A 13,178-nucleotide genomic window follows, 5' to 3' on the forward strand; every position below is an offset into this window, starting at 1 on the left:
GCCCGGTCTAAAAGGAGAGTTTAACATGAGTCTGGATATCAACCAGATTGCTCTGCACCAGCTTATCAAGCGTGATGAGCAAACCCTTGAGCTGGTGCTGCGCGATTCGTTACTGGAGCCGACGCCTACCGTTGTTGACATGATGGCGGAGCTGCATCGGGTTTACAGTGCCAAAAACAAAGCCTACGGCCTGTTCAGCGACGAGAGCGAACTGGCGCAGGCGCTGCGCCAGCAGCGTCAGGGTGAAGACGATTTTCTCGCGTTCAGCCGGGCCGCCACCGGTCGCCTGCGCGATGAGCTGGCAAAATACCCCTTTGCCGACGGCGGCATCGTCCTGTTCTGCCACTATCGTTACCTGGCGGTCGAGTACCTGCTGGTGGCGGTGCTGAACAACTTAAGCAGCATGCGCGTCAACGAGCAACTGGATATCAGCTCGACCCACTATCTGGACATCAACCACGCGGATATCGTGGCGCGCATCGATTTGACCGAATGGGAAACCAATCCTGAATCCACCCGCTATCTGACCTTCCTGAAAGGCCGGGTAGGGCGCAAGGTGGCCGACTTCTTTATGGATTTCCTCGGCGCCAGCGAAGGGCTGAATGCCAAAGCGCAGAATAAAGGTTTGCTGCAGGCGGTGGATGACTTCACCGCAGAAGCCGAGCTGGACAAAGCGGAACGCCAGAACGTGCGCCAGCAGGTTTATGCCTACTGCAACGAACAGCTACAGGCGGGCGAAGAGATTGAACTGGAATCGCTCTCCAAAGAGCTGGCGGGCGTCAGCGAGGTGAGCTTCCAGGACTTTACGGCGGAGAAAGGCTACGAGCTGGAAGAGAGCTTCCCGGCGGATCGCAGTACGCTGCGTCAGCTCACCAAATTTGCCGGTAGCGGCGGCGGATTAACCATCAACTTTGATGCCATGTTGCTCGGCGAGCGCATTTTCTGGGATCCGGCGACCGACACGCTGACCATTAAAGGCACGCCGCCAAATCTGCGGGATCAGCTGCAGCGTCGCACCTCTGGCGGCAAATAACGGCCATAAAAAAACCCCGCAATGCGGGGTTTTTTTTCGACAAGTTTGCGATTACGCGCGAACGAAGTCGATGTGAGTCAGTTTTGGCTTGAAAGCGTGACGCTGTACTGCCTGAGCTTTAACTTTCTCTTCTTTACCGTCAACAACCAGAGTCAGCACTTCGCTGTAGAATTCAGCGTTGTTCTGCATGTTCCACACTTTGTCGTGGTCCAGTTCGATTGCGACAGGAGCAGCTTCGCCGCCATAGATGATGGCCGGGAATTTGTTAGCTGCGCGCAGGCGGCGGCTCGCACCCTTACCCTGCTCTTTACGTACTTCTGCATTGATAGTGAACATTGATTTCTCTCTGTATAAAAAATCCTGCTACAGGCGACCCAGCAACAGGTGAGTGTTCTGCCTCACGGATGTGAAGCGGGCGGCATTTTATACTCAAATGGCTTTCACATCAATGAAAAGTCCCGCTATCCCCGCAATTCATTGGCACGGCGGAAGCGGCCCTCATAATCAAACACTTTTTCTCGCACCTGCCAGAACTGCCCTTTTTTCCGCGCCACCACAAAATCGGGGTGGCGCAGCAGCGGCTGTTGATGAACGATATCCGCCGCGGTGATCCAGCGCAGCGGCACGCCCGGCGTGCGGGTATGCGGGCGGATAAACAGCTGTTCAAAGGCGGTGCGTTGGGCGGGTGTGTGCAGACGGAAGCGCTCACTTACATCGGCGCCATCTTCATCGTAGTAGGTGATTTTGAGCCATTCGCCTTTGTCATCGGCACCGTGTGCCAGCGCCATCCCACTGCAGCGGAGCACCAGGGCGTCCTTCAGCTTCAGGGCCGCTTTCAGCATATCGTCGGGATCGACCAGCACCGCATCGCAGGTGCGGCAGCGGCGGGCGGCGATATCGTTCTCGGCGTTGCACTGGGGGCAGTTTTTAAAGCGGAAGCGATAGTCACACTGTTCGCGATGGCCCTCGTCATCTTCAAACCAGCCCTGGCAGCGACGGCCAAAGTGTTCGATTAGCGTGCCGTCGGCGGTGGTTTTACCCCAGAAGGTATTGGCAAAGCCGCAGGCGGGGCAAAACACCTGTACCGGCACGTTGTCACTTTTGCCTTTTGGCGTACCCACCTCCGGGGCATACAGGTCGTGCGGGTTCCCGGCATAATCCAGGATCAGGCAGTCGGTTTTCCCGGGGGCTAAGCGCAGGCCGCGGCCAACAATCTGCTGGTAAAGGCTGACGGATTCGGTCGGGCGCAGAATGGCAATCAGATCCACGTGCGGGGCATCAAAGCCGGTAGTAAGCACTGACACATTGACCAGATAGCGGAACTGCTGCGCCTTAAACGCCTCAATCAGCCGATCGCGCTCGCTGCCTGGCGTTTCGCCGGTGATAAGCCGGGCCTCGCTGGCGGGGAGCAGGCCGGTGATCTCCCGGGCGTGCTCCACGGTGGCGGCAAAAATCATCACCCCTTTACGCGTGGCGGCAAACTCCATGATCTGGCTGATGATATGCGGGGTAATACGATCCTGTTTTTTCAGCTCGCGGTTAAGATCCGCCTCGCTGAAGAGGCCGTTACTCTGCACCTGCAACCGGCTGAAATCATACTGCACCACCGGCATATCCAGCCGTTCCGGTGGCGTCAGGTAGCCATGTTTGATCATGTAGCGCAGCGGCAGCTCGTAAATGCAGTCGCGGAAGAGCGCCTTTTCATTGCCGCGCACCATGCCGTGGTAATGAAAGCGATAAATCCAGCCCTTACCGAGGCGGAACGGGGTGGCGGTAAGCCCCAGCAGGCGGATCTGCGGATTAACATTTTTCAAATGGGTCAGGATCTGCTGATACTGGCTATCGTCATCATCGCTGATACGGTGGCACTCATCGACAATCAGCAGGGAGAACTCGCTCTGGAATTTATCCAGATTGCGCGCCACCGACTGCACGCTGCCAAAGACCACTTTACCGTGGCTCTCTTTACGCTGTAGGCCGGCGGCAAAAATATCAGCCTCCAGACCCAGCGCCAGATATTTGGCATGGTTCTGCGCCACCAGCTCTTTGACGTGCGCCAGCACCAGCACGCGGCCCCGGGCCAGGCGCGCCAGCTCGGCGATCACCAGACTTTTGCCCGCGCCGGTGGGCAGGACAATGGCCGCCGGTTCTTTATGCTGACGAAAGTGGGCGAGGGTAGCGTCCACGGCTTCCTGCTGGTAGGGGCGAAGTGTAAAGGTCATGGGGTCTCGGTTTGGTTATCTCGCTCATATTATGCCACGAAACTTTTTCCCTTGAGTGGCGCACAGAGCCCGTTATACTGGACTGTTCCTGACTGCTTCTTTTCCGGACGCATTGTCCGGCTCCTGGCACCTGTAAGGTTTAAAATATTTCATGCGACTTGATAAGTTTATCGCTCAGCAACTCGGCGTAAGCCGCGCTATTGCCGGGCGTCTGATCCGCGGCAGCCACGTTACCGTGGATGGCGACATTGTGCGAGACAGCGCGTTTAAACTCCAGCCTGAGCATCAGGTGGAGTATGAAGGCAACTCGCTGACCCAGCAGAACGGCCCGCGCTACTTCATGCTCAATAAACCGCAAGGCTATGTCTGCTCCACCGAAGACCCCGACCATCCCACCGTGCTCTATTTTCTCGATGAGCCGGTCGCTCACAAACTGCATGCTGCCGGGCGTCTGGATATCGACACCACCGGCCTGGTGCTGATGACCGACGACGGTCAGTGGTCACACCGCATCACCTCACCGCGCCACCATTGCGAAAAGACCTACCGGGTGACGCTGGAAAATCCGGTGAGCGACAGTACGGCAGAGCAGTTCGCCCACGGCGTCCAGCTGCATAATGAAAAAGATCTGACCAAACCCGCCGTGCTGGAAGTTATTACCCCAACCGAAGTGCGTCTGACCATCAGTGAAGGGCGCTATCATCAGGTGAAGCGCATGTTTGCCGCCGTGGGAAATCACGTGGTCGGTCTGCATCGCGAACGGATCGGGGCTATCGCTCTCGACCCGGACCTTGAGCCAGGAGAATACCGCCCGTTGACGGGAGAAGAAATTGCCAGCGTTGGCCTCTCTTCACGCTAATTTCAGGAGTTAATTGTGACCACCAGGCCACACTCGTCGTTCAGCATTGTTTTTATTCTTGGCCTGCTGGCCATGCTGATGCCGCTGTCCATCGACATGTATCTGCCCGCACTGCCGGTGATCGCCGAGCAGTTTGGCGTGCCGGCAGGCAGCGTGCAGATGACCCTCAGCAGCTATATTCTCGGTTTTGCCCTCGGTCAGCTGCTTTACGGGCCAATGGCCGACAGCCTGGGGCGCAAACCGGTGGTGCTGGGCGGTACGCTGGTATTCGCCGGCGCGGCGATGGCCTGCGCGATGGCGCAATCTGTCGATTACCTTATTGTGATGCGTTTCTTCCACGGCCTGGCGGCTGCGGCGGCAAGCGTGGTCATCAATGCCCTGATGCGCGATATCTACCCGAAGGAGGAGTTCTCCCGCATGATGTCATTCGTCATGCTGGTGACCACCGTCGCGCCGCTGGTGGCGCCGATGGTCGGGGGAGCGGTGCTGGTCTGGTTTAGCTGGCACGCTATTTTCTGGATCCTGGCGCTGGCGGCCCTGCTGGCCTCGGCAATGATCTTCTTCTTTATTAAAGAGACCCTGCCTGCACAACACCGGCAGAAGTTTCATATTCGCACCACGCTTGGCAACTTTGCCTCGCTGTTTCGCCATAAGCGCGTGCTGAGCTACATGCTGGCCAGCGGTTTCAGCTTTGCCGGGATGTTCTCATTCCTCAGCGCCGGGCCGTTTGTCTACATTGAGCTTAACCATGTCTCACCGCAGCAATTTGGCTACTATTTCGCGCTGAACGTGGTATTCATCTTCGTGCTGACGATGATCAACAGCCGCTTCGTGCGCCGGGTAGGGGCGCTGAATATGTTCCGTATCGGGCTGTGGATCCAGTTTGTGATGGCGGTGTGGATGGTGGTAACCGCTTACTTTGATATCGGATTCTGGGCGCTGGTAATCGGTATTGCGGCCTTTGTTGGCTGTATATCGATGGTCTCGTCCAACGCTATGGCGGTCATCCTCGACGAGTTCCCGCATATGGCCGGTACCGCCTCTTCACTGGCGGGGACCTTCCGCTTTGGTATCGGCGCCATTGTCGGCGCGTTGCTTTCACTGGCGACGTTTAACAGCGCCTGGCCGATGCTCTGGTCAATCGCGCTGTGCGCCACCGGCTCGATTCTTTTCTGCCTTTATGCCAGCCGGCCAAAGAAATTGGTGAAATGATGCACAAAAAAGGGCCCTGTCGGGGCCCTTTTTTGATGCAGGTCAATTAAAAGGCGGTTCTTTGACCTCTTGTTTGTTTCTTTTATGTAAAATCTATTTGTGTAAATAGTCACATCTTTGTAGTTAAAAAGGTTGTGTTAGATCACAGAAACGGGTACATATAGCGCCGCTATAAACCTGAAACACCGTCAGAAAGCCCTGAAAAACAAGGCCCCTGCACCCATGAATAGTGGGTGTAAGCGTTTTCTTATTAAAAACAGAGCAGGCGGTTAATGTTGTGTTACTATAAATGTAAATAGATTGTGAAGTAAATTTGCTTCCGGGGAATAAACGTGAATACATTACAGCTCTCAATTGTGCATCGCTTGCCGCAGAGCTATCGCTGGTCGGCTGGTTTTGCAGGCTCGAAGGTTGAACCGATTCCGCAAAGTGGAACAACCCCTGATAATTGTCTGGTGGCGCTCAAACTGCTGAGCCCGGAAGAGGGCAACGCATGGCCGCTGATGGAAAAGCTGAGCCAGGCATTGACGGACATAGAGCTTTACAGCTCGGTGCTGGAGTGCGAAGGCGAGCCGTGCCTGTTCGTGAAAAGCCAGGATGAGTTTGCAGCAACCTGCCGCCTGAAAAACGTCGGTGTGGCTATCGCCGAGCCTTTTTCTGGCCAGAATCCTTTCTGAGCGTCAGCGTAACGCTAACAGCTGACGCGTATACTCCTGCGTCGGCGCGGCAAACACGCGCTGACAGTCTCCCTGCTCGACCACCTCTCCCTGACGTAACACAATCACCTGGTGACATAGCGCACGTACCACCTGCAAATCGTGGCTGATGAAAATATAGGCCAGACGGTGTTTTCGCTGTAAATCTTTTAGCAGCGCCAGGATTTGCGCCTGCACGGTTTTATCGAGGGATGAGGTCGGCTCATCCAGAATTATCAACTCCGGGCGCAAAATCAGCGCCCGGGCAATGGCGATCCGCTGGCGCTGGCCGCCGGAAAAGGCGGCGGGGTAACGATGCCGGGTCTGCGGGTCGAGCCCCACTTCGCCCATTACCCGAATGACCTCCTCTTCACGCGCCTGCAGGCTCAGGCCAGGCTGGTGTACCCGCAGCCCCTCCTCAATGATCTGCTGCACGTTGAGGCGCGGGTTAAGAGAAGAGTTAGGATCCTGAAAAACCACCTGCATCCGGTGGCGGACGGGCAACATCTGGCGGCGATCCCACTCATGCAGGGGTTTGTCGTCAAACAGGATCTCCCCCTTCGAGGCGATCAGGCGTAACAGCGCCAGCCCGGTGGTGCTCTTGCCGGAGCCAGACTCACCCACCAGCCCCAGGGTCTCACCCGGGCGCAGGGTAAAGCTGACGTTGTTCAGCACCTGCTTGTTATCCACCACCCGGCGCAGGATGCCTTTACGTAGCGGAAACGCCACCGAGAGATCCTTGACCCGCAGCAGCGGCTGAACATCTTGCGGCAGTGGGACGGGATCCCCTGCGGGCTCGCTGTTGAGCAGGCGTTGGGTATAGGGATGCTGCGGTGCGGCAAGCAGCGGCGCGGCGCGGTTCTGCTCCACGCAGCGACCGTTCTGCATCACCGCCACCTGGTCGGCCAGCTTTTTCACAATGCTGAGATTGTGGGTGATAAACAGCAGGCTCATGTTCAGCTCGTCGCGCAGCTCGCGTAATAGCTGCAGGATCTGCGCCTGCACCGTAACATCCAGCGCGGTGGTGGGCTCATCGGCGATCAGCAGTTCCGGACGGGTCAACAGCGCCATGGCAATCATCACCCGCTGGCGCTCACCGCCCGAAAGCTGGTGCGGGTAATCGGCAAGCCGTTTTGCGGCGTTGCGGATCCCGGTGCGTTCGAGACAATCCAGCATCTCTCCGCGAGCCGCCTCTTTACGCATACCGCGATGCAGGGAAAGCACCTCGTAGAGCTGTTTTTCAAGAGTATGGAGCGGATTCAGCGATACCATCGGCTCCTGAAAGATCATGGCGATCTTATTGCCGCGCACCCCGCGCAGCGTGCGCTCGTCAGCATGGAGCAGGGACTGGCCGTGAAACAGGATATCGCCCTGGGGATAGACCACCGGCGGGGCGGGGAGCAGACGCAGGATCGACAGGGCGGTGACGCTCTTTCCGGAACCCGACTCGCCGACCAGCGCCAGCGTCTCGCCGGCGTCAATTTTCAGGGAGATATCATTCACCACGGTGCGTAGCTCGCCCTGCTGGCGAAAAGCAACGGAGAGCGCGTCGATGTGAAGTAAAGGCTGCGTCATCTTAAACCGCCTTATTTGGATCAAAGGCGTCGCGTACCGCTTCGCCAATAAAAATCAGCAATGAGAGCAGCACAGCAACGGAGAGGAAGGCGGTGATCCCAAGCCACGGTGCCTGGAGGTTATTTTTGCCCTGCAACAGCAACTCCCCCAAAGAAGGCGAGCCCAGCGGCAGGCCGAAGCCGAGAAAATCGAGCGAGGTGAGGGTGGTAATAGAGCTGCACAGAATAAACGGCAGGAAGGTGAGGGTGGCGACCATCGCATTAGGCAACATGTGGCGGAAAATGATCCCGCGATCGCTTACCCCCAGCGCCTGGGCGGCGCGAATGTAGTCGAAGTTGCGGGTGCGCAGAAACTCCGCCCGCACCACCCCTACCAGCGCCATCCAGCCAAACAGCACCGTGATAGCCAGTAGCCACCAGAAGTTAGGCTGCACCACGCTTGAGAGCAGAATAATTAAAAACAGCGTTGGCATGCCGGACCACACTTCGATAAACCGCTGTCCCCAGAGATCAATCTTGCCGCCGTAATAGCCCTGGATCGCCCCGGCCAGCACTCCCATGACGCTGGAAAACAGGGTCAGCAGCAGGCCAAACAGTATAGAAATGCGGGTACCGTACAGAATACGCGCCAGCACATCGCCGCCGTTGGCATCGGTACCCAGCCAGTTTTGTGCCGAGGGTGGCGACGGGAACGGGGTGGTAGTGGCAAAGTTAATGCTGTTGGCGCCAAAGCGGACCGGCGTCCAGAGCACCCAGCCGTGCTCATTCAATTGCGCCTGTAGCCACGGGTCCTGATAATCCGCCTCGGTGGCAAAGGGGCCGCCAAAGTCGCTCTCGCTGTAATTCTTCAAAACCGGCACGTACCAGCGATCGTTAAAGTGCACCAGCAGCGGTTTGTCGTTGGCAATGATCTCCGAACAGAGGCTCAGCGCAAAAAAGAGGGCGAAAATCCACAGCGACCAGTAGCCGCGGCGGTTGTGACGAAAGCGAGCCCAGCGGGCCTGGTTGACGGGGCTTAAGCGCAGCATCAGCGACCCTCAAAATCAATACGCGGATCGACCAGCGTATAGCAGATATCACTGAGGATATTCAGCAGCAGGCCAATCAGGGTGAAAATATAGAGCGTGCCAAACATCACCGGGTAATCCCGCGAGACGGTGGCCTCGTAGCCCAGCAGACCCAGGCCGTTAAGGGAGAACATCACCTCAATTAACAGGGAGCCGGTAAAGAACATGCTGATAAAGGTGGCCGGGAAACCGGCGATGACCAGCAGCATGGCATTGCGAAAAATATGTTTCCACAGGATGCGTCGCTCGCTCACCCCCTTCGCGCGGGCGGTGACCACGTACTGCTTGCGGATCTCATCAAGAAAGGCGTTTTTGGTCAGCATGGTCAGGGCCGCAAAGCCGCCGATCACCGTCGCCAGCACCGGCAGGGTAATGTGCCACAGGTAGTCGGTTATCTTTTTGTACCACGGCAGGCTGCTGAAATCGGTCGAGACCAGCCCGCGCAGCGGGAAGAGATCGAAGTAGCTACCCCCGGCGAAAAAGACGATCAGCAGGACGGCAAACAGGAATGCCGGAATGGCATAGCCAATAATAATGAAGGTGCTGCTCCAGATGTCGAACCGGCTGCCATTATCCATCGCCTTACGAATACCTAACGGAATGGAGACCAGATAGATGATCAGCGTTCCCCATAGCCCCAGGGTAATGGAGACCGGCAGGCTCTCTTTGATCAGATGCAGCACCGACGCGCTGCGAAACAGGCTGTCGCCAAAATCGAAGCGCAGATAGTCGCCCAGCATTTTGAAGTAGCGCTCATGGATCGGTTTGTCGAAGCCGTACCGCTGGGTGATCTCGGCGATCACCTCCGGATCGAGCCCGCGCCCGCCGCGATAGTGGCTCTCATTGATATTGCCGACCCCGGTGCGGGCGTGGCTGGCGCGCATGCCCGCATCGCCTCCGCCGGGCATCGTCCCGCTGTTACCAAACTCGATGGCGGCAATCGCCTGATCCACCGGGCCGCCTGGAGCAATCTGCACGATAAAAAAGTTGATGGTGATGATCGCCCATAGGGTGGGGATCACCAGCAGTAAACGACGAAGTAAATATGCGCCCATTGCGTATCCTTAACGCCGTTCGGCGGGTAATTTCGCCGCTTTATTAACGTCATACCACCAGGTATCAAACCCGAGAGAATAAACCGGGCGCTGGGCGGGAAGGGCGAACTTATCCCAGCGAGCGACCCTGTCTTCCCCCATAAACCACATGGGCAGCATGTAATAGTTCCAGGTCAGAACCCGATCCAGCGCCCGGCCAAGCGGTACCAGTCTGGCTTTATCCCCCTGCGCGGCGACGATCTGCGCAATCAGCTTATCCACCGCCGGGTTTTGCACCCCCGGTGAATTGTAGGTGGAATCAATGTACTGAGAGGCCCAGGAGATCTGCAGATCGCTGCTCGGCCACGGCATGGCCCGCCACAGGCGCGGCATCATATCGTAATCGCGGTTGCGCATCCGGTTGGTGATCTGTGAATTATCCACCTGGCGGATATTCATGGTAATGCCCAGCCGCGCCAGGTTGTGCTGGAACGGCAGTACCCACTGATTGTTGCCCCCGGAAGCCAGCAGCAGTTCAAAACTGAGCGGTTTGCCGGTTTGCTTATTGACCCGCTGTTTATTTCGGATGACCCAGCCCGCCTCGTCCAGTAGCTGGCTGGCTTTCAGCAGATTGTTACGATCAAAACCGTCGCCTTTCGAGACGGGGGGCTGAAAGAGAGTCGTAAACACTTCCGGGGGAACTGCATCTTTTAATGGGTCGAGGAGCGTCAGCTCCGCGGCATCCGGGTAGCCCTGCGCGGCATACTCGGTATTCTGGAAATAGCTGTTGGCACGGCTGTAGGCGCCATAAAAGAGCGCTTTGTTCATCCACTCAAAATCGAAGGCGAGGGTGATGGCCTGGCGCACGCGGCGGTCGGTAAATACCGGGCGCTGAATATTAAACGCCAGCCAGCGCGTATCCTGGGCGGAATCATTTTTAAAGGACTCCTTTACGATATAGTGGCGGTCAAAATTCTTCCCGGTGTAGCGGGTGGCCCAGTTTTTGGCGCTGCTCTCTATCCGCATATCAAAGGCACCCGCTTTAAAGGCTTCAAAGGCCACGTTGTCATCCAGATAGTAGTCGTAGCGCAGGGTGTCGAAATTCCAGCGGCCCCGGTTTACCGGCAGGTTTGCCGCCCAGTAATCTTTTACCCGGGAATAAATCACATATTGCCCCATCCGCCAGCGAGTGATGCGATACGGGCCGCCTGCCAGCGGTGGGGTGGAGAGCGGATCGCTGAGCTTATGATCTTTCCAGAACTTTTCCGGCATTACCGGCAGGGTGAGCAGGCTCAGCATGTCCTCTTTATTGGGGCTGGCAAGGGTAATGCGCACCGTCAACGGCGCGATGGCCTTTACCGTCGCCCCTTTGTAGACCAGCCGGAACTGGGGAACGCCCTCGGTCATAAATTTGTGAAAGGTGAAGGCAACATCGCTGGCCTTGACCGGCGTACCGTCGTGAAACCGCGCCTGCGGGTTGATTGTCAGCTCCATCCAGGAGAAATCATCGGCATAGCGGGCGGTCTCGGCCACCAGCGGATAATAGCTGCCGGGCTCGTCGTCTGAGGTGGTAAAGAGGGTGTCGTAGAGGGCGTCGGTTCTTTCTGCCGCCACGCCGCGCAGCGCATAACGGTTGAAATTATCGAAGGTGCCAATTGCCGCCAGGGTCACAGCGCCCCCTTTAGGCGCGGCAGAATTGACGTAATCGTAGTGATCGAAATTGATGGCATATTTTGGCTCGCCAATAACCGCGAAGGCGTCGCTCTCTTTAATGGTTTGCGCCTGACTGAACCCGCTCATTAACGCCACCATCAGCACCACAATGCGCACTATCATTACGCTACGTTTTCCTTCTCTGTTCGGCCCGGGCAAGATACCTGAATAATAAGTGACGTAGCGGTGGTTGGGCAATTATTCGCGATCAAGGTGAATATCAGGTTGCCAGTTCAGGAATTGCTCCAGGGGCAGGGGTCGGCTTATCCAGTAGCCCTGCAGCAGATTGACGTCGTGATCGCGCAGCCATTTCGCCTGCTCGGGGGTTTCGACACCTTCGGCGACGGTCACCATATTCAGCCGCCGCGCCAGGGTCAGCACCGCATCCAGTACCGGCGAGGTGACAGTTTCCATCCCGATAGCATTCACGAAACCCCGGTCGATTTTGAGGTAGTCCATAGTAAAACGCTCAAGGTAGATCAGGGCGCTGTGTCCGGTGCCAAAATCATCCACGGCGATTTCAAAACCTTCCAGATGCAGCCACTCAAACAGCTTTGTCGCTTCCCGTTGATTGAGCATGTCGCGCTCGGTAATTTCGAGCACAATCTGGAAATGATCCGGCGGCAGCGAGGCGGCAAATTTGCGCATGTCATCTTTAAAGCTCTCGGCGTGCAGATGGCCTGGCGAAATGTTAATGCCCAGCTTGGAGCCTGGCGGCAGCCGTTTCGCTAACGCCGGTGCGTCGCGCAGGATCAGATCGAAAAGGTGCAGCGTCAGCGGCACAATCAGTTGCTGGGCCTCTGCAAAGTTAATAAAGGCATCCGGCGGGATCGCCCCCGCGCCGGGATGCTGCCAGCGCATCAACACCTCCACGCCCCGCATCTGCAAATCGCTGGCACCTACCACTGGCTGGTAGACCACATGAAACCGATTCTGCTTAATGCCGGTCAGGATCTCTTTACGCGGGTTGGCGCGCATCATTAGCCAGTAGAAGCAGAGTACCCCGATGCTGGAACCGCACAACAGACCAAACAGTAGTGCAAAGACCAGATCTTCCATCGTCCAGCTTTCGGCGTAGAGATTAACGGTGAGCGGCAGTCCTTCGATTTTGCTTGAGCGCGCAGGGCGCTCTTTTAGCTCCGAAACGTGGGTGATGCGGTTTGAATAGGTCGAAAAAACCGTATCGCCAATGATCAGAGAAATACCGGCAAACTCATCCTGGCGGGCGGTGTAGAGCAGATAAGGGGTCAGGTTGAGGTTAATGGAGGTAAATATCCCCCCATCTTTCATCAGCAGATTACGATGCCACAACACAATGGCCGGTTTTTTCGGCATCATTGGCGTACCCGGCAGCAGGGCCATATCTACCGCTTTAGTTGCGTCGATTTTCGGCACCAGTTCGCTGAGCGGGACATGCATCGGCCCGGTTGCTGATGAGCAGAAGGCCATTTTATCTTTCACCAGCAGAAAGGCGCGGACGTTCAGGCTGAATGACGCGCGGGAGGTGAGTTCAGATCGTACATCCTGGCACTCGCTGAGCGTCAGTGGCTGTAATTCATCAACAGAAACGCGCAGCTCTTTAAAATAACTTTCGATGTAGTCATGGAGGTCTTTAATCAGGTTATCGTATTTCACTGCACGTTTATGGTAACTGAAAAAAAACTGCATACCGCCGCAGAGCAGGGCGACGATAAGAGCTGAAAGTACGCTGAGCATCAGCACCTTTCGGCGGGAAGATAAATGGCGGGTAAACATAAACGTTATGGGAT

11 protein-coding genes are annotated in these 13,178 nt (G+C 56.7%); 4 read left to right on the plus strand and 7 right to left on the minus strand.

All coding sequences use genetic code 11. From position 1 onward, the window contains the following. Positions 1-25 precede the first annotated feature (25 nt). The gene (gene yejK, locus B3X29_RS00585) at positions 26-1,033 is read left to right on the plus strand and encodes a nucleoid-associated protein YejK (RefSeq protein WP_159339603.1); all 1,008 of its coding nucleotides are present in this window, start codon (positions 26-28) and stop codon (positions 1,031-1,033) included. Between the two features lie 51 nt (positions 1,034-1,084). Here yejK and rplY read toward each other — a convergent pair whose 3' ends face one another. Together rplY and B3X29_RS00595 are read right to left on the minus strand one after the other, a co-directional pair. Then, the gene (rplY, locus tag B3X29_RS00590; protein WP_103180382.1) at positions 1,085-1,369 is read right to left on the minus strand and encodes a 50S ribosomal protein L25; all 285 of its coding nucleotides are present in this window, start codon (positions 1,367-1,369) and stop codon (positions 1,085-1,087) included. A 125-nt stretch (positions 1,370-1,494) separates the two neighbouring features. After that, positions 1,495-3,255: a DEAD/DEAH box helicase gene (locus B3X29_RS00595; protein ID WP_103180380.1), complete on the minus strand. Its 1,761-nt coding sequence runs from the start codon at positions 3,253-3,255 to the stop codon at positions 1,495-1,497. A 151-nt stretch (positions 3,256-3,406) separates the two neighbouring features. On the opposite strand from B3X29_RS00595, the gene rsuA reads away from it, so the two are divergent. The 3 genes from rsuA (at position 3,407) to B3X29_RS00610 (ending at position 6,003) form a co-directional block, all read left to right on the plus strand. Further along, positions 3,407-4,114 carry a 16S rRNA pseudouridine(516) synthase RsuA gene (gene rsuA, locus B3X29_RS00600; RefSeq protein WP_159339602.1) on the plus strand — a complete coding sequence of 236 codons (708 nt, stop codon included), beginning with the start codon at positions 3,407-3,409 and terminating at the stop codon, positions 4,112-4,114. A 15-nt stretch (positions 4,115-4,129) separates the two neighbouring features. After that, a complete protein-coding gene (locus tag B3X29_RS00605; RefSeq protein ID WP_156654921.1) occupies positions 4,130-5,326 on the plus strand; it encodes a Bcr/CflA family multidrug efflux MFS transporter in 1,197 nt (398 codons plus the stop codon). Between the two features lie 332 nt (positions 5,327-5,658). Beyond that, entirely contained in the window at positions 5,659-6,003 is a 345-nt protein-coding gene (locus B3X29_RS00610) for a YejG family protein (protein ID WP_103180374.1), read from the plus strand. A 3-nt stretch (positions 6,004-6,006) separates the two neighbouring features. Here the strand turns inward: B3X29_RS00610 and yejF are convergent, their stop codons facing one another. From yejF to B3X29_RS00635, 5 genes are all read right to left on the minus strand, one after another. After that, positions 6,007-7,596 carry a microcin C ABC transporter ATP-binding protein YejF gene (gene yejF, locus B3X29_RS00615; protein ID WP_159339601.1) on the minus strand — a complete coding sequence of 530 codons (1,590 nt, stop codon included), beginning with the start codon at positions 7,594-7,596 and terminating at the stop codon, positions 6,007-6,009. Position 7,597: 1 nt separating this feature from the next. Further along, positions 7,598-8,623 (minus strand): ABC transporter permease, encoded by a 1,026-nt coding sequence (locus B3X29_RS00620; RefSeq protein WP_159339600.1) that lies wholly within the window; start codon positions 8,621-8,623, stop codon positions 7,598-7,600. Beyond that, complete coding sequence (locus B3X29_RS00625; RefSeq protein ID WP_114314418.1) at positions 8,623-9,717, minus strand: microcin C ABC transporter permease YejB; 1,095 nt, start codon at positions 9,715-9,717, stop codon at positions 8,623-8,625. Before B3X29_RS00625 ends, B3X29_RS00620 begins: the two co-directional genes overlap by 1 nt. A 9-nt stretch (positions 9,718-9,726) precedes the next feature. Then, on the minus strand, positions 9,727-11,532 hold the full coding sequence (locus B3X29_RS00630) for an extracellular solute-binding protein (RefSeq protein WP_159339599.1): 1,806 nt from the start codon (positions 11,530-11,532) through the stop codon (positions 9,727-9,729). Between the two features lie 75 nt (positions 11,533-11,607). After that, entirely contained in the window at positions 11,608-13,164 is a 1,557-nt protein-coding gene (locus tag B3X29_RS00635) for a cyclic di-GMP phosphodiesterase (protein WP_290503196.1), read from the minus strand. Between the last annotated feature and the right edge of the window lie 14 nt (positions 13,165-13,178).

Source organism: Leclercia sp. UBA5076 (genome assembly GCF_002416465.1).
Lineage (GTDB): Bacteria > Pseudomonadota > Gammaproteobacteria > Enterobacterales > Enterobacteriaceae > Enterobacter.